At 46.5% G+C, this 20,087-nt stretch carries 19 protein-coding genes; 16 read left to right on the top strand and 3 right to left on the bottom strand.

Going from position 1 to position 20,087, the window contains the following annotated elements; all coding sequences use genetic code 11:
- Window positions 1-44 precede the first annotated feature (44 nt).
- The 11 genes from DCC82_RS01520 (at window position 45) to DCC82_RS17895 (ending at window position 10,991) form a co-directional block, all read left to right on the top strand.
- Window positions 45-1,313, top strand: a complete 1,269-nt coding sequence (locus DCC82_RS01520) for a helix-turn-helix domain-containing protein (protein ID WP_097353919.1) — start codon at window positions 45-47, stop codon at window positions 1,311-1,313.
- A gap of 267 nt (window positions 1,314-1,580) precedes the next feature.
- Window positions 1,581-2,810 carry a Zn-dependent hydrolase gene (locus DCC82_RS01515; protein WP_097353918.1) on the top strand — a complete coding sequence of 410 codons (1,230 nt, stop codon included), beginning with the start codon at window positions 1,581-1,583 and terminating at the stop codon, window positions 2,808-2,810.
- A gap of 22 nt (window positions 2,811-2,832) precedes the next feature.
- Window positions 2,833-4,014 (top strand): M20 family metallopeptidase, encoded by a 1,182-nt coding sequence (locus tag DCC82_RS01510; RefSeq protein WP_097353917.1) that lies wholly within the window; start codon window positions 2,833-2,835, stop codon window positions 4,012-4,014.
- A 109-nt stretch (window positions 4,015-4,123) separates the two neighbouring features.
- Window positions 4,124-5,107: a LacI family DNA-binding transcriptional regulator gene (locus DCC82_RS01505; protein WP_081188959.1), complete on the top strand. Its 984-nt coding sequence runs from the start codon at window positions 4,124-4,126 to the stop codon at window positions 5,105-5,107.
- 2 nt (window positions 5,108-5,109) lie between these two features.
- Window positions 5,110-6,006: a ribokinase gene (rbsK, locus tag DCC82_RS01500; RefSeq protein WP_097353916.1), complete on the top strand. Its 897-nt coding sequence runs from the start codon at window positions 5,110-5,112 to the stop codon at window positions 6,004-6,006.
- A complete protein-coding gene (gene rbsD, locus DCC82_RS01495; RefSeq protein WP_062677118.1) occupies window positions 6,003-6,401 on the top strand; it encodes a D-ribose pyranase in 399 nt (132 codons plus the stop codon). Before rbsK ends, rbsD begins: the two co-directional genes overlap by 4 nt.
- 33 nt (window positions 6,402-6,434) lie before the next feature.
- Window positions 6,435-7,931 carry a sugar ABC transporter ATP-binding protein gene (locus tag DCC82_RS01490; protein WP_062677119.1) on the top strand — a complete coding sequence of 499 codons (1,497 nt, stop codon included), beginning with the start codon at window positions 6,435-6,437 and terminating at the stop codon, window positions 7,929-7,931.
- On the top strand, window positions 7,928-8,872 hold the full coding sequence (gene rbsC, locus DCC82_RS01485; protein ID WP_097353915.1) for a ribose ABC transporter permease: 945 nt from the start codon (window positions 7,928-7,930) through the stop codon (window positions 8,870-8,872). Before DCC82_RS01490 ends, rbsC begins: the two co-directional genes overlap by 4 nt.
- A 35-nt stretch (window positions 8,873-8,907) precedes the next feature.
- On the top strand, window positions 8,908-9,846 hold the full coding sequence (gene rbsB, locus DCC82_RS01480) for a ribose ABC transporter substrate-binding protein RbsB (RefSeq protein ID WP_062677120.1): 939 nt from the start codon (window positions 8,908-8,910) through the stop codon (window positions 9,844-9,846).
- 94 nt (window positions 9,847-9,940) lie between these two features.
- Entirely contained in the window at window positions 9,941-10,384 is a 444-nt protein-coding gene (locus DCC82_RS01475; RefSeq protein ID WP_097353914.1) for a VanZ family protein, read from the top strand.
- A gap of 490 nt (window positions 10,385-10,874) precedes the next feature.
- Window positions 10,875-10,991: a DUF3789 domain-containing protein gene (locus DCC82_RS17895; RefSeq protein ID WP_015865203.1), complete on the top strand. Its 117-nt coding sequence runs from the start codon at window positions 10,875-10,877 to the stop codon at window positions 10,989-10,991.
- 33 nt (window positions 10,992-11,024) lie between these two features.
- Here the strand turns inward: DCC82_RS17895 and DCC82_RS01470 are convergent, their stop codons facing one another.
- Window positions 11,025-12,008 carry a Gfo/Idh/MocA family protein gene (locus DCC82_RS01470; protein WP_097353913.1) on the bottom strand — a complete coding sequence of 328 codons (984 nt, stop codon included), beginning with the start codon at window positions 12,006-12,008 and terminating at the stop codon, window positions 11,025-11,027.
- Between the two features lie 35 nt (window positions 12,009-12,043).
- Window positions 12,044-12,430 (bottom strand): SMU1112c/YaeR family gloxylase I-like metalloprotein, encoded by a 387-nt coding sequence (gene gloA2 / locus DCC82_RS01465; RefSeq protein WP_097353912.1) that lies wholly within the window; start codon window positions 12,428-12,430, stop codon window positions 12,044-12,046.
- A gap of 342 nt (window positions 12,431-12,772) precedes the next feature.
- On the opposite strand from gloA2, the gene DCC82_RS01460 reads away from it, so the two are divergent.
- The 5 genes from DCC82_RS01460 to DCC82_RS01440 all read left to right on the top strand — a co-directional run bounded on the left by DCC82_RS01460 (window position 12,773) and on the right by DCC82_RS01440 (window position 19,063).
- Complete coding sequence (locus DCC82_RS01460; RefSeq protein WP_097353911.1) at window positions 12,773-13,969, top strand: dihydrolipoamide acetyltransferase family protein; 1,197 nt, start codon at window positions 12,773-12,775, stop codon at window positions 13,967-13,969.
- Window positions 13,970-13,987: 18 nt separating this feature from the next.
- Complete coding sequence (gene pdhA, locus DCC82_RS01455; RefSeq protein WP_097353910.1) at window positions 13,988-15,070, top strand: pyruvate dehydrogenase (acetyl-transferring) E1 component subunit alpha; 1,083 nt, start codon at window positions 13,988-13,990, stop codon at window positions 15,068-15,070.
- A 1-nt stretch (window position 15,071) separates the two neighbouring features.
- Window positions 15,072-16,049 (top strand): alpha-ketoacid dehydrogenase subunit beta, encoded by a 978-nt coding sequence (locus DCC82_RS01450; protein ID WP_097353909.1) that lies wholly within the window; start codon window positions 15,072-15,074, stop codon window positions 16,047-16,049.
- A 21-nt stretch (window positions 16,050-16,070) separates the two neighbouring features.
- Window positions 16,071-17,438, top strand: coding sequence for an FAD-binding oxidoreductase (locus tag DCC82_RS01445; RefSeq protein WP_097353908.1), 1,368 nt, complete (start codon window positions 16,071-16,073; stop codon window positions 17,436-17,438).
- A gap of 188 nt (window positions 17,439-17,626) precedes the next feature.
- Complete coding sequence (locus tag DCC82_RS01440) at window positions 17,627-19,063, top strand: glycoside hydrolase family 1 protein (RefSeq protein ID WP_097353907.1); 1,437 nt, start codon at window positions 17,627-17,629, stop codon at window positions 19,061-19,063.
- 14 nt (window positions 19,064-19,077) lie between these two features.
- On the opposite strand, the gene DCC82_RS01435 is transcribed toward DCC82_RS01440, so the two are convergent.
- The gene (locus DCC82_RS01435) at window positions 19,078-19,803 is read right to left on the bottom strand and encodes a MurR/RpiR family transcriptional regulator (RefSeq protein WP_097353906.1); all 726 of its coding nucleotides are present in this window, start codon (window positions 19,801-19,803) and stop codon (window positions 19,078-19,080) included.
- Window positions 19,804-20,087: the final 284 nt, after the last annotated feature.

Raw genomic sequence — 20,087 nt, 5'->3', positions numbered from 1 at the left:
TTTTGGTAGAATGATAATATAGAACAAAGAAGTGGAGTGATAAAATGAAATCGGACAAAAACGCCCCATATTCTCGCAGAAGTGGGAAGGGGAACATTGTTTCCATACAAACCGCAGTGGATCAACAATTAACGGAATGCATGCATGATTTATTATGGTATGCGACCGAAGAATATGCGGATGAGTTGTTAAAAACCATCGGCGATCCAGGAGAATGGGAACAACATGGGGAAATCGGAGAGGCGATTAGTTTTTTTATAGCAAATTGGACTATTTTTTGCGTTCCAGTGGCGCCGCGGGGCGAAACGATCATTGAGCGATATGTAAAGTGGAGAGGTTCGTTATGGCGGCCTTCCACTCGCTCCATTCTTGCGTCATGGATTGGAGCGGCGCCGTCTTTTGATATAGTGGTAGAGCTTCAAGGAGAACGGCGTTTCGTCGTTCAAGATGTGTTGACATTGGAAAAACGAGTCGTGCGCATTTTTGACAGTGAGCCATTGCCGCAAGTGCAAATAGGAGATTTGCTAATGGGGATTATAGTGCCTGCCGGAGAGGAATACACGTATTTTACCACCTTTTTTTCATTTCCAAATATGATCGCCCATGAAATTGCATGTTCGCTAAAAGAGGATTGGGAAGCATACGGACCGGAAGATGCGCGTGCATTTTTGCGGACATCCTTTCCAAGCGCGTGGATGACGGCCGTTCGTTTGCTCGTGTCATTCATAGCCGATCCGTTCGAATGGGAACATCCGAATTACGCAGCGGTGGTTTATGAATTAGAAAAGAAAATGCCGCAAAGTATGAATTTGAATATGGCAAAAGCGATTTGGCATGAATATTGTGATACCTGCCAACCTGTTATTCGCAGCGTTCCTTTGCATGCGGCTGCTTTGCATTATTTTGTTTGTCGGATTTTGCGCGGCGAGGCAGTAACACAGACGGATTTGGCGCATCTTTATGGCGTTTCCGCAAGCAGTATTTCCAAGAAAGTGAATGAGATGATGGATTATATGACAGATCATCTCCTATCGGAAGATTTCGAAGAGGACGATGATTTCATCGAGGAATGGGATGATGACGAGTATTGGGATGAGGAAGAGCCATACCCTGTTAGCGAACTTGTGGAGTCGATGCTCGATAAACTTGTAAAAACAGGATATATATTTGGAAAAGAACAAAATCGGCAGGAGTTAAATCAGCTTGTTAATGAAGCGGTACGTGAGTTTTTCGAAGTGGAGGAAAATAAAATATACGATCGCAAAGAAATTCGCGCCATCGCCGAAAAGGTCATCGCTGATTTACTGGACTGAAGAATGGGCTGCATGCGCAAACGTTATTTGACAACAAAGGGGATTTTGCGGCTCTGAAAAGAGAAGGGAATTAAGGACGATTATTCAAAACATTGCAAGCAGCGGAGGCCGCTGGTGAAATGAATTCATATCCGCACGGATGCCCAAGAAACATTTACTTTGATAGCGGACATGCCATTGGTTCGCTATTTTTTTATAAATGGAATTATTCATGGTCATAACCGACATTCATCTGTGAATAGTAATCGTAGTGAAGGGGGAAGCGAAGTGATTAATGCAGATCGGCTTTGGAATCGGCTGATGGAATTAGGCGAGATTGGAAAACAGCCATCAGGCGGGGTTACTCGTTTATCGTTTACAAAAGAGGAACGTGCCGCAAAGGAGAAGGTCGCTTCGTATATGAAGGAAGCGGGGCTTACTGTGTATGAGGATGCGGTCGGAAATTTGATTGGACGTAAAGAAGGAAAGGATCCGGAGGCCGCTGTCGTGCTGGTCGGTTCGCACTTAGACTCCGTCTATAACGGAGGAATGTTTGACGGTCCGCTCGGAGTGCTTTCCGCGGTGGAAGTGTTACAAACGATGAACGAACGAGGGGTGGAAACGAAGCATCCGATTGAAGTCGTTGCCTTTACCGATGAAGAAGGAGCACGCTTTAGTTACGGTATGATCGGCAGCCGTGGAATGGCGGGAACGTTGTCGGAGGAAGAGTTAGTTCATCAAGACAAAAATGGGGTTTCGATTGCCGAAGCGATGAAAGCAGCGGGGCTTGACCCCAGTGAAATAGGCAAGGCTGCGCGGCGAAAAGGATCAGTAAAAGCTTATGTCGAGTTACATATTGAACAAGGCCGTGTGCTGGAACAAGCGAATCTTCCTGTCGGAATTGTCACAGGGATCGCCGGGCTTGTATGGGCGAAATTTACGGTGGAAGGAAAAGCGGAACATGCCGGGGCAACGCCAATGCCAATCCGGCGCGATCCGCTTGTTGCGGCGGCACAGATCATCCAAATGATCGAGCAAGAGGCGAAAAAGACAGGAACTACCGTGGGGACCGTTGGGCAAATGAAAGTATTCCCCGGAGGAATTAACATCATTCCAGCAAAAGTCGAATTTTCCTTGGATTTGCGGGATATTGATGCGACAGTGCGAGATCACGTATTACAATCGATTATCGAACAAGCGCAAAAGATTGGTAAAGAGCGAAACGTACAAGTTAACGTCGAGCTATTGCAGGAGATGCCTCCGGTATTATGTTCCGAACTTGTGCAAAACGCGGCGAAAGAGGCATGCGGGCAGCTTGGTTTGGATATTTTCTCCCTTCCGAGCGGTGCTTCCCATGATGGAGTACAGCTAGCTAGGCTTTGCCCGATTGGGATGATTTTTGTTCGTTCAAAAGATGGGGTTAGCCATAATCCAGAGGAATGGAGCTCGAAGGAAGACTGTGCGGCTGGGGCGAACGTATTGTACCATACCGTATTGCGTTTAGCGATGGGAGAATGAGGAGGAGAAGGGGGAAGAAGTGATGACAAACACGGAAATTAAACAGCTTGTCGATGAAATCAAAGAAGAAGTCATCGCATGGAGGCGGCATTTGCATGCAAATCCGGAGCTATCGTTTCACGAAGAAAAAACGGCGCAATTTGTTTATGAAACATTGCAATCGTTTGGGAATTTAAAGCTTTCGCGCCCGACAAAAACGAGTGTTATGGCGCGGTTAATCGGGGACGAGCCGGGAAAAGTGGTGGCCATTCGCGCGGATATGGACGCATTGCCGATTCAAGAGGAAAATACGTTTGAGTTTGTTTCGAAAAATCCAGGCGTGATGCATGCATGCGGGCATGATGGACATACGGCGATGCTTTTGGGAGCGGCGAAAATTCTTTCGCGGCTTCGTCATCAAATCAAAGGAGAAGTCCGCTTTCTTTTCCAACATGCTGAAGAGATATATCCAGGCGGTGCAGAGGAAATGGTGCAGGCGGGCGTGATGGACGGCGTCGATGTCGTGATTGGCACCCATCTTTGGTCCCCATTAGAAATTGGCAAGATTGGCATTGTGTATGGTCCGATGATGGCTTCCCCAGATCGCTTTTTCATTCGGATTCATGGGAAAGGCGGGCATGCTGCTTTGCCACACCAAACGATTGATTCGATTGCCATCGGCGCGCAAGTGGTGACGAACTTGCAGCATATCGTATCGCGCAACACAGATCCGCTTGAGCCTCTCGTCGTATCGGTGACGCAATTTATTGGCGGAACGACGCACAACGTGATTCCAGGAAGCGTCGAAATTCAAGGAACGGTGCGCAGTTTTGATAAAACGCTTCGCCAGAACGTACCAAAATTAATGGAACGGATCATCAAAGGCATTACCGAAGCACACGGCGCAACATACGAATTTAAATATGAATTTGGCTATCGTCCGGTTATTAATGATGAGAAAGTGACCCGCGTCATTGAGGAAACGGTGCGGGAAGTATTTGGCGAAGAATCGATTGATCATATAAAGCCAAATATGGGCGGAGAAGACTTTTCGGCATTCCAGCAAAAAGCACCAGGAAGCTTCTTCTATGTCGGCGCTGGAAATAAAGAAAAAGGTATTGTATATCCGCATCACCATCCGCGTTTTACGATCGATGAAGATGCGTTAGAAATTGGCGTGCGCTTGTTTGTCCATGCGGCGTTTAAATTATTGGCGGAAGCGTGATGGCGCTTCCGGTTCATTTTTTTATTTAAGATTTAAATGACTCTTGTTATATTTCTATTTTTGTTTTATACTATATGTAACCGGTTACATATATAAGGTGGAAAAAAATATGGCAACAATTAGAGATGTGGCAAAGTTAGCAGGTGTATCTGTGGCGACTGTTTCGCGCGTGTTAAATCAAAATGGTTATGTGAATGAAGAAACCGAAAAGCGCGTGAGACAGGCGATGAAAGAATTAAATTATAAACCGAGTGAAGTGGCGCGGGCGCTGTTTAAAAAGACATCGAAAACAATCGGGTTAATCGTGCCAGATATAACAAACCCGTTTTTTCCAGAACTTGTCCGCGCTGTGGAAGATGTGATGAATATTTATGATTACACCGTGATTTTGTGTAATTCGGATGAAAAAACAGATAAAGAAAAAGAATATATAGAAGTGCTAAAGCAAAAATATGTTGACGGTATTATTTTGACGACTAATCAGCTGCAACTAGATGAAGTATCGGAATGGGATATCCCCGTGGTGGTGCTAGACCGTCCCCTAAGTCGCAGCTATCCGTCAGTGATTGCTGATAATTATGGAGGAGCGCGGCTAGCGACAAAACATTTATACGATATTGGGTGCCGCAAAATTGCTCATATCCAAGGACCACCTCATGTTGTGAACGCGATAGAGCGCTTTCGCGGCTATCGAGATGAAATGATGGAGAGGGGACTTTGGGACGAGAGGCTGATTATTTCTGGAAACTATCAGCTAAAGCAGGCGAAAGAAGCGGTGATCGAAGCATTAAATAAATACGATATCGACGGCATTTTTGCCGGAAATGACGCGATGGCGGTGGGAGCGCTGAAAGCGGTTCAACAGCTAGGGCTGCGGGTTCCAGATGACATTGCGATTATTGGATATGACGGCATTCCGCTGACGGAAATGACGACACCGGAACTATCGACCATTTCCCAACCGATTTATGAGATGGGCGCAATAGCCGCAAGAATTTTAATCAAAAAGATAGAAGGAAAACCGCTTGAGAAGCTTCATTATGTGCTTCCGGTTGAACTAGTGGTACGACAATCGACGCGTAGGGGGGAATGAAAATGACAAAACCAGTGATTACTGTAGTCGGCAGTATCAACATGGACCTTGTGACGATCGCTTCCCGCTTTCCATCACAAGGAGAGACGATTTTAGGGGAGGAGTTTCATCTCATTCCTGGCGGGAAAGGAGCAAACCAAGCGGTGGCGGCCGCGCGGCTTGGCGCGGATGTGCATATGATTGGCGCAGTCGGGAAGGATGCGTTTGGAACGGAGCTGCTTCGCTCATTGGAGCGGGAAGGTGTTCATATCGATAATGTGAAACCGGTTACAGATAAAGGGACCGGCATTGCTTCGATTACGATTTCGGAACAAGATAACCGAATTATCGTTGTTCCAGGGGCAAACCATGCGCTTCGTCCAGAAGACATTGATCGATGCGAAGAAATGATTGCCAAAAGTGACGTATGTGTACTCCAGCTGGAAATTCCGCTTTCCGTTGTAGAAAGAGCCGCTTTTTTAGCGAAAAAGCATGGAGTGCGCGTCATTTTAAATCCTGCGCCAGCGCAGCCGCTGCCTCAGAAGCTTATAGAGCAAGTCGATTTTCTTACGCCAAACGAACATGAACGGGATATTATTTTCGAACAAGTCGATGCGGACGCGTTTGCCGATAAAGTGATTGTCACGGAAGGGGCGCGCGGCGTGACGATTCGGAAAGATGGAAAACAGATGCTCATACCAGGCTTCCGCGTTCCGGTCGTGGATACGACAGGAGCGGGAGATACATTCAACGGCGCGCTGGCGGTCGCGTTAAGCAAAGGAATGAGTTTAGAAGAAGCTTGTCTGTTCGCCAATGCAGCGGCGGCGCTATCAGTGACAAAGCTAGGCGCGCAAGGCGGAATGCCGACTGAAGAGGAAGTGGAGAAATTTTTGCAGGAAAAGGAAGGGTGTTCATCATGAAAAAACGGGGCATTCTGAATAAAGAATTAAGCACGTTATTGGCTTCTCTCGGTCATACCGATACGATTGTCATCGCAGACTGCGGCCTGCCGATTCCAAATGAGTCAGCCCGCATTGATTTATCACTGGTGAAGGGGTTTCCACCATTTTTATCGGTGCTGGATGCGATTTTAGAAGAGTTAGAAGTGGAAGCGTTCACATTGGCGGAAGAAATCAAAATAGAAAACCCCGTTATGTATGAAAACATTCAGCAAAGATTGGCCAGTGTTCCGATGCAATTTGTTCCACACGAACAGTTTAAAGAGATGACCAAATCCGCGAAAGCAGTCATTCGTACAGGGGAAGCGACACCTTACGCCAATATTATTCTTCGCTCCGGTGTGAACTTTTCGTAGTGTTCATTTTCAAAAAAGGAGGGAGAGAGAGCGATGACCAAACCGTTTATTGTGATGCGGGGCATTAAAAAAGCGTTCCACCAGCATGTCGTCTTAAATGGCGTCGATTTTGAAGTACTTACCGGTGAAGTGCACGCGCTCATGGGCGAAAACGGAGCCGGAAAATCGACGTTAATGAAAGTATTAACCGGCATTTATGAGCGAGATGCCGGGACGGTCTTGGTGGATGGCCGAGAAGTGCATTATCGCCATCCAAAGGAAGCGGAACGTGATGGGATTTCTGTCATTCATCAGGAACTCACCATTATTCCTACATTGACGGTAGCGGAAAATATTTTCCTAGGGCGCGAAAGCACCATCGGCCGTACAGGAATCATTCGTAGTAAAGACATGGAAAAGCAGGCGAAAGTTTATTTGGAAAAACTCGGCATCGATATTGATCCGAATGAGTTGGCAGGCAATTTGTCGGTAGGAAAACAGCAAATTGTCGAGATTGCAAGGGCGCTTTCTACAAACGCCAAATGTTTGATTATGGACGAGCCGACCGCCGCGTTGACGGAGCGGGAAATTCAAACGTTGTTTGAAGTCATTCGCACCTTAAAGCAGCAAGGAGTTGCGATCATTTATATTTCGCATCGCATGGAGGAAATTTTCACGATTTGCGACCGCATTTCTGTACTCCGAGACGGACAGTTTATCGGCATGAAGCGCATCGCCGAGACAAACTTTGATGAGATTGTTCACATGATGGTTGGTCGGCAAATTGGAGAGCGCTTTCCAAAACGAAATGCGGTCATTGGCGAAGAACGGATGCGCGTAGAAGGTTTGACACAGGAAGGCGTCTTTGAAAATGTTTCGTTTTCAGTGCGCGCTGGTGAAATTCTCGGTGTAGCCGGATTGATGGGATCAGGACGCACCGAAATAATGGAAGCGATTTTTGGAGCGAGAAAAACGAACGCGGGAACGATTTATATTGACGGCCAACCAGTTCGGATTACATCGCCGCGACAAGCGATTGAGCGCGGCATCGCAATGATTACAGAAGATCGCAAACAAAAAGGGCTCATTTTAAATATGAGTGTGCGGGAAAATTTAACACTTCCAAAATCAGAACAATTGGCGAAAGCCGGTGTTATTCAAACGACGAAAGAGCGGGAGTTAGTTTCAACGTTAATTAAGAAACTAAATATTAAAACGGCGTCTCCAGAATTAGAGGTAAAAGCGTTAAGCGGAGGGAACCAGCAAAAAGTCGTATTCGGAAAATGGCTGGCAATGGAGCCGCGCATTCTCATTTTAGATGAACCAACGCGCGGGGTTGATGTTGGCGCCAAAAAAGAAATTTATGAAATTATGAATGAACTGACGGCTCAAGGGGTCGCCATTATTATGGTATCGTCTGAGCTCCCGGAAGTACTTGGGATGAGCGACCGAATTATGGTCGTCCATGAAGGGAAAGTTCGCGCTATTTTGGAGAATGAAGGAATTGATCAAGAAACGATTATGCGCGCGGCAACAGGGGGGAACGCATGATGGAAAACAAACGGAATTTTGATATAAAAAAACTTGGTCCGCTTATCGGCTTCTTCTTGTTATGTATTGTGCTGTCGATATTGAGTGACAGTTTCCTAACGGTCAATAACTGGATGAACGTTTTACGCCAAGTGTCGATTAACGCGTTAATCGCGTTTGGTATGACATTCGTTATTTTAACGGGAGGCATCGATTTATCTGTCGGTTCTGTGTTAGCGCTCTCAAGTGCGATTACTGCCGGAATGATGGCAAGTGGAATGAACGGATTTACCGCGATCATCATCGGATTGCTTGCCGGATTTCTCATGGGTATACTAAACGGCATTGTGATTACGAAAGGACGCGTTGCTCCGTTTATCGCGACATTGGCAACGATGACGATGTTTCGTGGATTAACTCTTGTTTATACAGATGGTCGTCCTATAACTGGTTTTGCCTCGGACGATATTTTGTTTCAAATGATGGGACGCGGGTATTTTCTCGGCATTCCGGTTCCGGTTGTGTTTATGATTGTCGTGTATGTGGCATTATATTTTGTATTAAAGAAAACGACGTTTGGCCGCCATACGTATGCGATTGGCGGAAATGAGGAAGCGAGCCGTTTATCCGGAATTCGCGTCGATCGCCTAAAAATTTGGATTTATTCTTTAACCGGCGGATTATCCGCATTAGCCGGAATCATTTTAACCTCTCGCTTAAACTCGGCGCAGCCAACGGCGGGAACAGCGTATGAATTAGATGCGATTGCTGCTGTGGTGCTTGGAGGAACAAGCTTATCGGGTGGCCGCGGCTGGATTTTCGGAACGTTGGTTGGCGCGCTCATTATTGGTGTATTGAACAACGGGCTGAACTTATTGAATGTATCTTCATTTTATCAGCAAGTCATTAAAGGGTTAGTCATTCTTCTTGCGGTGCTCCTTGACCGCCGCAAAGAAGCTTGATGAATAAAACATTATACAAGGAAAGGAAGAGAGCAATGAAAAAGTTAGCTAGCATGTTGTTGGCGTTTTTGTTGGTTATTGGTGTCTTAGCAGGTTGTTCGTTAGATAACGGCACAACCGGCGACAAAAAAGAAGAAGCAAAGAAAGACGGAAACATGAAAATTGGTTTATCGATTTCAACGTTAAATAACCCATTCTTTGTGACGTTAAAAGAAGGTGCTGAAAAGGCGGCGAAAGAAGAAGGTGCGGAATTAATCGTTGTCGATGCGCAAAACGATTCTGCGAAGCAAATTAATGATATCGAAGATTTGATTCAGCAAGATGTTGATTTGATTTTAGTGAATCCAACTGATTCCAGTGCGGTGACATCGGCAATTGAATCGGCTAACAGCGCGAATATTCCTGTAATCACGGTGGACCGCAGCGCAGATGGAGGGAAAGTAGTTACCCACATTGCTTCCGATAACGTTGCAGGCGGAAAAATGGCAGGAGAATTTATCGTTGAACAACTAAAAAATGGCGGCAACATTGTAGAGCTTGAGGGTATCCCTGGTTCGTCTGCCGCGCGTGAACGTGGGGAAGGATTCCATCAAATCATCGATAAAGCGTCCAATATAAAAGTCGTAGCGAAACAAGCGGCTGATTTCGACCGCGCCAAAGGATTATCCGTCATGGAAAACATTTTACAAAGCCATAAGGACATTCAAGCTGTATTTGCTCACAATGATGAAATGGCGCTAGGGGCATTAGAAGCGTTAGAGGCGCGCGGTATGAAAGATGTAATCGTCGTTGGCTTTGACGCAACAGAAGACGCGGTGAAGGCGGTTAAAGAAGGAAAAATGGCGGCAACTGTTGCTCAAAAGCCAGAACTTATTGGAGAGAACGCAGTAAAAACAGCGTTGAAAGTATTAAAGGGAGAAAAAGTGGATAAATTTATTCCTGTTCCGTTGGAGTTAGTAAAAGGAAATAAATAATCGATTGATTTACCTTCTGTCCATGTACGGGCAGAAGGTATTTTTTATTGCCACAGCTTCATAAAGATAGTAAGGTAAATAACAGGTGATGTGTATGAAAGAAAAAATCCAACGCTGGAGCCTTGTCGTGATCTGGTGTATCGTCATTTATTCCTTTAGTGAATCTTCGCTGTTTACCGGTGAAAATACGAAGCGCATATTAGAAGCGGTGTTGTCGTATTTGCCATTTAGCCATGACGGGGATGATGCATCGTCTCCGTTAAATTTTATTGTTCGGAAGCTGGCGCATTTAACCGAATTTGGCATACTGGCGGTGCTTGTTTGGCGGGCGCTTGAACGAGGGCGTATGGCGTATGTTGGCGCATGGGTCTTTGCGACGGTATACGCGATGACGGATGAGTGGCATCAATCGTTTGAGCCGGGGCGCACCGCTGCGCCGACAGATGTGGCGATCGACTCGTGCGGAGCGTTCCTTGCCTTGCTTTTTGTCCGTTTGTATATGTATTGGAAAAGGAAAAAGAAGGATGTTTCCGTATAGATTGTTGCTGAAAAATGTGGATGATGGATTACAAGAAGTCGCCGCAAAGCATTTAGACGATTTGACTTGAAATGGGCAAAAAAAACAGCATTTGATGAACGAGTCAAACAAATGCTTATTTCTGCTTGTCGAATATAACAACTTGAGAAGTGTTTAGGGGGATGAGCAATCGAACTAATGGCTAACTCCGTGCCCAGATATCTTTATTTTTTTCTTGCGTTTTTTGCCTAATAGAGCCGTTGCGATGGCACTAAAGAAGTTGCCTAAAGCTTCGATCATTTTAGCAAAAAACACCTCCTACCTTAATATCCCTTTATTTACCACATATAACAATACTATAGAAAAACTATGAAAAATGACAATCTTTGTGAAAAGATCGAAAAAGAATATACCGTCGTCATATCGCGGCCTCTCCCAAGTATCGTTTTTGGCAAATATGGAAATAATGATAAAAGAAAGTTTGCTAGAATCAAAGAGGGGAGAGGTCTTTATGTTTGCTTTTATCGCCGGAGTATTCGTGGGGTCATTGGTGATGCTTGTTGTCATGAGCATGATGTTTGTCGCCAAACAGGCAGATGAGCATAGCGCCAATTGGCAGAAGAAATGAGAAAGCTTCCTGCAGACATGCAGGAAGCTGTTTTTACTCGTCAGCAGGAAACACGATTCCCGTTTGTTTGCGGGCCTCTTCCATCAAGGCAATCGTCAGCAACGAATGCTCATGTGAATTGATTTCGGATTCGCGTTTTCCGTTTTTGATCAGCTTGATAAATTCCTTCGCTTCATAATACATCGGAGGCTGTTCTTGCGGGACGGTAATATCTTCTATGCGCCCGTCGCGGTAGCGAATTTCCACTTTTGTCGGCGTATGGATCGCATCGATCAGAATGCTTCCTTCTTCCCCTTGAATTTCCGATGGAAGATAAGAGTTGGTGATTTTTGAGTACATCACCATCGCATCCATGTCGCCGTAATCAAAAATAATGCTTCCTTCTCCGTCAACGCCGGATTCGAGTTTCAAGCTATTTGCTTGGAGGCGATGCGGTTTTCCGAATAAGACGACCATCGGGTAAATACAATAGACGCCGATATCCATTAGTGAGCCATTGGAAAAGGCGGGATTGAACGCGTTCAAAATCGTTCCTTGTTTATACGCATCATAGCGTGATGAATATTGGCAGTAGCTGGCGAAATAGCGGCGTATTTTCCCGATTTTATGTAAATGTTCGCGAATCGTTAGAAAGTTCGGAAGCATCGTCGTTTTCATCGCTTCCATCAAGACGACATCATTTCGGCGCGCCGCATCAATCATCGCTTTGACTTCTTTTGTATTCGATGCCATCGGCTTTTCGCATAGCACATGTTTGCCGTGGTTCATAAGCAAAATCGCCTGTTCGGCGTGCAAAGAATTTGGGCTTGCGATATAGACGGCATCGATATCTTTGCTTTTCGCCAGTTCCTCAAGGTTTGTAAACGTCTGTTTGGCACCTGTTTTCGCCGCAAATTCCTTCGCTTTTTCTTCCGTCCGCGAATATACCGCGGTTAATGTGAAGTCTTCTACTTTTCTTGCCGCTTCAATAAATGCTTCCGTAATCCAGTTCGTTCCGATCGTGGCAAATCGAATCATGGCGGTCCCTCCTTATTTGTCGTAACTATACCATTTTATCGTTCATACAATTCAATCGGCAACTCATCGGGATCGCGGAAAAACGTGAACCGTTTCCCCGTAACTGGGTCGATCCGGATCGGCTCCGTAGCGATGCCTTGCGTTTGTAAGTATGCGACAGCTTCATCGATATCGTCAACTTCCAAGGCGAGATGGCGCAGCCCGCACGCTTCCGGATAGCTTGGCCGCTTTGGCGGATTTTCAAAAGAAAACAGCTCAATTTGTGTATGTTCGCCGACTTGCAAATCTAATTTATACGAATTTCGTTCTTTTCGATATTGCTCGTGAATAATGTTGAAACCGAGGATATTCGTATAAAAATGTTTCGACCGTTCGTAGTCGGAACAAATAATCGCGATATGGTGAATGCGGGTGAATTGCATAAGCTCCTCCTTTAGCAAGGCAAATGAATTTCTACTAGAAGTGACATTATTTTTTAAAAATAAAAAATCCAATTCTGCATGAATATTGACGTGGAACAATATGTATATTATCATAAAAACCAATAGATAATAATATTCAAAATATTCATATATTTATATTTTACTCATAAAACATCACCTCTAAAAATTCAACATTTTTGAAAACGCTTACCAACCTGGTTTTTTCGTTCACCAATTATTGATTCCTCACGAATAGCAGCTCAAGAATGTCTACATCCTGTTTTGCCCACATATTATGATACTACACTATTTTTCTATGAAACAGAAAAGGAGAAGGTACATATGCGCTACGAATTCAAATTGCCAGACATCGGAGAAGGGCTGCATGAAGCGGAGATTGTGCGTTGGTTTATTCAAGAAGGAGACGAAGTTTCTGTCGATCAGCCGATTGCGGAAATTCAAACAGATAAGGCGATGGTGGAGATTACGACGCCAGTAGCGGGAAAAGTAGCAGCGCTTGCCGGGCCGGAGGGAGCGACGGTAAAAGTCGGCGAACCGCTTATTATCGTTGACCAGCAGGGAGGCGGCGCGCATGCAAAAGCGGTCGAAGAATCAAAGCCTGAGCAGCGGAAAAAGCGGGTGATTGCCGCTCCTTCCGTAAGAAAACGGGCAAGGGAAATGGGCGTTCCGATTGAGGAAGTTGAAGGAACCGGAGAAGGCGGAAGAGTGACGCTTGCCGATTTAGAGCGATATGTAAAAGAGCGCGAATCTGCATCAGCGGCGGCAGCACCAGCGCTGGAAGCCGCCGAGACGCCGGCGGTTCATAAACCAGCGGTAAACGAAGAGCGCATCCCGATTCGCGGGCTGCGGAAAAAAATCGCCGAAAAAATGGTGAAATCGGCGTACACCGCTCCACATGTGACGGGGATGGATGAAATCGATGTGACGAAACTGGTGAAAATCCGTACAAGTCTTGTGAAACAGTTGGAGACGGAGTCGGTCAAACTGACATATTTGCCGTTTGTCATTAAAGCAGTGACGCGTGCGCTAAAAGAACATCCAATATTTAATGCAACAATAGATGAAGAAACAAACGAAATCGTGCTAAAGAAAGAATACCATATCGGCATTGCCACGGCGACGAAAGAAGGGCTTGTCGTCCCAGTGATTAAGCATGCCGACCAAAAATCGATTCGCGAGCTGGCGATCGAGCTTGCCGAGCTTTCGGAAAAAGCGCATCGCCATACGCTGCGTGTCGATGAGCTGCAAGGAAGCACGTTTACGATCACAAGCACCGGGGCAAACGGCGGCTGGTTTGCGACACCGATTATTAACTATCCGGAAGTGGCGATTTTAGGCGTTCACTCGATTAAGCGGAAACCAGTTGTGATTGGCGATGAGATTGTCATTCGCGACATGATGGGGATGTCGCTCACGTTTGATCATCGCGTCATTGACGGGGAACCGGCAGGCCGGTTTATGAGAACGGTAGCGCAAATTTTAGAACATCCAGAGCAGCTCCTGTTAGATGTTCGGTAAGCGAAGGGGGAGGAAACGATGTTTGACCAAAACCAATTGCCGTTTGATATGGTACAGCTATTGGATGAAAACGGGAACGGGGATGAGGAAGCATTACAACAATTTTCCGATGAATTTCTCGTCACACTATATAAATGGATGCGAAAAGCAAGAGTCGTTGATGAACGTTTGTTAAAAATGCAACGGCAAGGGCGGATCGGTACATACGCGCCATTCAGCGGGCAGGAAGCGGCGCAAATCGGCAGCGTGCTCGCGCTTGAGAAAGAGGACTGGATTTTTCCAAGCTACCGGGAAATCGCTGCTTGTTTGGCGCATGGGCTGCCTCTTACGCAAATTTTTCATTACGTGAGAGGCCATGTGCTTGGCGGCAGAACGCCGGAGCATTTAAACATTTTCCCGATTCAAATCATTATTGGCGCGCAGACGCTTCATGCGACAGGGTGCGCATGGGCGGCAAAACTGAAAGGAGAAAAGCAAGTATCCGTCTGTTATTTCGGCGATGGCGCGACATCAGAAGGCGATTTCCATGAAGCGATGAACTTTGCGTCTGTTTATCAAGTTCCAGTCATTTTTTTCTGCCAAAACAACCAATACGCCATCAGCGTTCCGGTGCATAAGCAAACGGCAAGCCGGACGATCGCGCAAAAAGCGATCGCATACGGAATGAAAGGCGTGCTTGTCGACGGCAACGATGCGCTTGCCGTGTACAAAACGATGAAAGAGGCGGTGGATGCGGCGCGAAACGGCGAAGGACCGATGCTAATTGAGGCGCTGACGTATCGACTGGGGCCGCATACGACATCGGATGACCCGACAAAATATCGAAGCGCGGAAGAAGCGGAACAGTGGAGACGGAAGAAAGATCCGCTTCATCGCTTGCGGGTGCTGTTAGAAAAACGCGGGCTTTGGACGGAAGAAAAAGAAGAAGCATGGGTAGCGCAAGCAAACGACGAAATCACGGCGGCGTATGAAGAAGCGGTGGCGGCGGAGACAGGATCGATCGTCGATGTATTTGACTACGTGTACGGTAAGCCAAGCAAGCTCTTACAAGAGCAGCAACAAGAAGCAGCAAGGAGAAAGCAAGGGAAAGAGGTGAAATAACATGGCGGAAAAGACGATGATTCAGGCGATTAATGAAGCGATGCGGCAAGAAATGGAACGCGACGAGCGCGTGATCGTACTAGGGGAAGATGTCGGGAAAAATGGCGGCGTGTTTCGCGCGACAGATGGATTGTTAGAACAATTTGGGGACCGCCGCGTATTTGATACACCGCTTGCCGAATCAGGCATTATCGGCACATCGATTGGCTTGGCGGTGAACGGATTTCGCCCGATTGCGGAAATTCAGTTTCTCGGCTTTGTCTATCAGGCGATGGATCAGCTTGCGGCGCAGGCAGCGCGCCTTCGCTTCCGTTCGGCGGGACGGTTTACATGCCCGCTTGTCGTACGAAGCCCATACGGCGGAGGAGTGCGCACGCCGGAGCTTCATTCCGATGCGCTAGAGGCGCTGTTTACGCATTCACCTGGTTTGAAGATTGTCATGCCATCCAACGCCTATGACGCAAAAGGGCTGCTTATTTCAGCGATTCGCGATGAAGACCCCGTTTTATTTTTAGAGCCGATGAAATTATACCGCGCCTTGCGCATGGAAGTGCTGGATGAGCCGTACGAAATTCCGCTTGGAAAAGCGCGTGTCGTCAAAGAAGGGGAAGATGTGACGATCATTTCGTGGGGAGCGGCCGTTCCGCTTGTTGCGAAACTGGCGGTAGAGATGAAGTCGCAAGGAATTGACGCGGAAGTAATTGACCTTCGCTGCCTGCAGCCATTAGATATTGATACCATCGTGGAGTCGGTAGAAAAGACAGGACGGGTGATGATTGTCCATGAAGCGGTCAAAACGAACGGGTTCGGCGCCGAAATTGCCGCATTGATTAGCGAACGGGCATTGTTTACGCTATCGGCGCCAATCGTGCGCGTGACCGGCTATGATACACCGTATCCGGTGCCGTCGGTCGAGGATGATTGGCTGCCGAACGCCGCTCGTATTTTCGAAGGGGTACAAATGTTAATGCGCTATTAATAAGCACGAAAGGGGATCGCGATGGGACTTTATGAAGATTTATTAGAACGGATTGGTGACCGTGAACGGGTGACGGTGAACGAAACAGTTCTTGAACAGCATAGCAAAGGGATGGCCTATCACGAACCGAGAAAGCCGGATGTCGTCGTCTTTCCAAAAACGGCGGCGGAAGTGAGCGCGGTGTTGTCCTACGCCAATGAGCGGCGTGTTCCGGTGACGCCGTTTGGCGCAGGAAGCAGTCTCGAAGGCCATGTGATTCCGGTCAAAGGCGGCATCACACTCAACTTTACGATGATGAATAATATTATTGACATTCGCCCCGACGATTTTTTGGCCATCGTCGAGCCAGGGGTAACGCGGATGCAGCTGAATCAAGCATTGAAAAAACATGGACTGTTTTTCCCGGTTGATCCGGGAGCGGACGCAACGATCGGTGGGATGGCGTCAACGAACGCCAGTGGTACAAACAGCGTCAAATACGGAGTCATGCGCGATCAAGTGCTAGGCCTTGAAGTCGTGCTCGCCGATGGGAAAATCGTTCATACCGGCGGAATGGCGGTGAAATCGTCGGCAGGTTATGACTTAACGGGGCTGTTTGTCGGTTCGGAAGGAACGCTGGGTGTATTTACGAAGATTATTGTCCGTCTTCAGGGCATTCCGGAAGCGACGAATGCGATTAAAGTAAGCTTTCCTACGTTGGCGGAGGCAGCGCAGGCCGCAGCGTCAATTTTAAAAGCGGGCGTGTCTCCGGGGAAAATAGAGCTTGTGGATGAGCAAACGATTCAAGCGGTCAATCAATACAAACAGACAGACTATCCAGCGGCGCCGACGCTATTTATCGAACTAAGCGGCAGCGCATCAAGCGTAAAAGACGGAACAGAGCTTGTCAAAGAGTTGTGTGTTGCGGAAAACGCGGTTTCGTTTGAAATGGAAGAGGATTCTGTCGCGCGCGCCAAATTGTGGGAAGCACGGCATCACGCGGCATTTGCCATTCAAGCGGCATATCCAGGGAAAGCGATGTTATCGACCGATGTATGTGTGCCGATTTCCAAAATGCCGAAAGCGATTGCCGAAACGCGGAAGCTTGTCGATAAATATGGCATGACGGCCGCGATTCTCGGCCATGTCGGCGATGGAAACTATCATACGGTGCTGGCATTTGACCCGAACGATGCGGAGGAAACGAAACGGATCGAAGAAGTAAACGCCCGCATCGTTCGCTACGCCTTATCGCATGGCGGCACGTGCACGGGCGAGCATGGAATCGGCATCGGAAAGCGTCATTTCTTATATGAAGAACATCGCGATTCCGTTCCGCTGATGAAAGGGATTAAACAGCTGTTTGATCCGAACGGCATTATGAATCCGGGGAAAATTTTCTTATCATGATACTACCCCACTGATTGATACTCAGTGGGGAATTTTTTTGAACTATTCAAGTAACATCTTGTTACGCGTAGGAAACAAATTTTTTTCGTTTTGCGCGAATTACGAAACTTGGACAATATGTTTACTTTTTATTGAAAAACTCGTTTATTTAATAAGTAGAGAATGATGAAGAAAAGGAGGAGCAAGAGATGGAACATCAACAATTACGCCCATTCCCAGATCATTTTTTATGGGGCTCTGCTTCGGCGGCCTATCAAGTGGAAGGCGCATGGAATGAAGACGGAAAAGGGCTGTCGGTTTGGGATGTTTTTGCCAAACAACCAGGCAAAACGTTTAAAGGAACGAACGGCGATGTTGCGGTCGACCATTATCATCGCTATAAAGAAGATGTGGCGTTAATGGCGGAGATGGGGTTAAAAGCATATCGCTTCTCCGTGGCATGGAGCCGCGTGTTCCCAAATGGGAAAGGCGAAATCAATGAAAAAGGGCTGCAGTTTTACGACAATCTGATCAATGAACTGTCAATTCACAATATTGAGCCGATTATTACACTATATCATTGGGACGTTCCGCAGGCGTTAATGGACGAATATGGCGCATGGGAGTCGCGGCAAATTATCGATGATTTTCACAACTATGCGGTGACGTTGTTTCAGCGCTTTGGCGACCGTGTCAAATATTGGGTGACGCTCAACGAACAAAATATTTTCATCCCATTCGGCTATCGCCTCGGGCTTCATCCACCAGGTGTGAAAGATTTGAAACGAATGTATGAAGCAAACCATATTGCGAACTTAGCGAACGCGAAAGTGATTCAATCGTTCCGAAACTATGTACCAGACGGTAAAATTGGTCCGAGTTTCGCCTATTCACCGATGTACCCATACGATTGCCGACCGGAAAACGTGCTTGCGTTTGAAAACGCGGAAGAATTTCAGAACCATTGGTGGATGGACGTATACGCCTGGGGCACGTATCCGAAAGTTGCTTGGAATTATCTTGAACAGCAAGGACTGGCCCCAACGATTCAAGAAGGAGATTTTGAACTATTAAAAGCAGGTAAACCAGATTTTATGGGTGTCAACTACTATCAAACAAAAACGGTAGAGTACAATCCGCTAGATGGCATCGGCGAAGGAGTCATGAACACGACCGGAAAAAAAGGAACTTCGACCGAAAGCGGTGTTCCGGGATTGTTTAAAACGATCCGCAATCCTCATTTAGAAACGACGAACTGGGATTGGGAAATTGATCCTGTTGGTCTTCATATCGGATTACGCCGTATTGCCAACCGGTATGGGCTGCCGATTTTAATTACAGAAAACGGTCTTGGTGAATTTGATACGCTCGAAGAAGGCGATATCGTCAACGACGACTACCGCATTGACTATCTCCGCCGCCATATTCAAGAAATCCAGCGTGCGATCACCGACGGCGTGGAAGTGATTGGCTATTGCACATGGTCGTTTACTGATCTTCTCAGCTGGCTGAACGGCTACCAAAAGCGGTACGGTTTTGTATATGTGAACCGCGATGATGAATCAGAAAAAGATTTACGCCGCATTAAAAAGAAAAGCTTTTATTGGTATAAACAAGTGATCGCTTCTAATGGGGAACAGCTGTAATAGTTTCAAACAAACTAGTTCATTAGACGATACATTTCTTTGGCCAAGCTTTCCAACAAATAAATGACGGGGATTTGTGTGGTTACGTTTGTTTGTTCGATAAACTCTGTATTGACGTAATACGTTAAGTTGTAATCCGATATTTTCGCTAGTGAGCAATGTTTACGGTTTGTAATGCTGATAATGGTGCTACCTTTTTCCTTTAACCGATGCACTTGGGATAATGTATAGGACGTTTCGCCCGATACGGACAATGCAATCGCTACGCAATTATTGAAATAATGACCGTAAATCGGAAAAAACGGGTCTTTGATATAAACGGAAAACTTTTTAAATGCGGAAAAGTAGCGGGAGCCGTATTCCGCTAAAATGCCGGAACTGCCGGAACCGACGAAAATGACATGATCTGCGTTGGCGATCGCGGCTGCCGCTTCGCGAATCGTCTGTTGGTAATCGGTTTTTAATGTTCGTTCAAAAAATTCTGTGAGCATCTCTTGCGCGTTGGTGACAAAGGAACGGTGGTTTTGTTGCAAGTACAGTTTTAACTTCGTTTTGAACTCGGAAAAGCCGTCACAGCCGACCTTTTTGCAAAAGCGCAGAATGGTCGGAGGGGAGACATGAACGGCTTCTGCTAATTCGCGAATGCGCATGTATACCACTTCATTGGCGTGTTTGGTAACATAGTTGTAAATCATATAGTCGAGTTCGGAAAAATTGGCGATTTGTTCAGGCGTAAACATATGAACACCCCAGCTTTATCGATGGAACGAGTCGATGAGATTATTCATCATTATACCATGCGAAGGCCATTTTTCCGAAAGCAAGCGACAACGGTAGATAACTAGTCTTTACTAGAGATTGGCACAAAAGGTGGTTAAAAACGATCTTTTCAAGCCAGCCTCTTTTTTTTCGTTAGACGGAGTGCGGGAAAAATATGTACAATAAAGTTGTATAATAACCCGTGGTGCTAGTTGAGCGTCAGCGCTCAACCAGCCCTAGTGTGACCAAGGAATAAGCCAACAAG

The sequence above is a fragment of the Geobacillus sp. LYN3 genome (assembly GCF_003064505.1).
Classification (GTDB): Bacteria; Bacillota; Bacilli; order Bacillales; family Anoxybacillaceae; genus Parageobacillus_B; species Parageobacillus_B toebii.
Note: the sequence above shows the minus strand (reverse complement) of the source record. Positions and strands in the feature narration are given on the sequence as shown.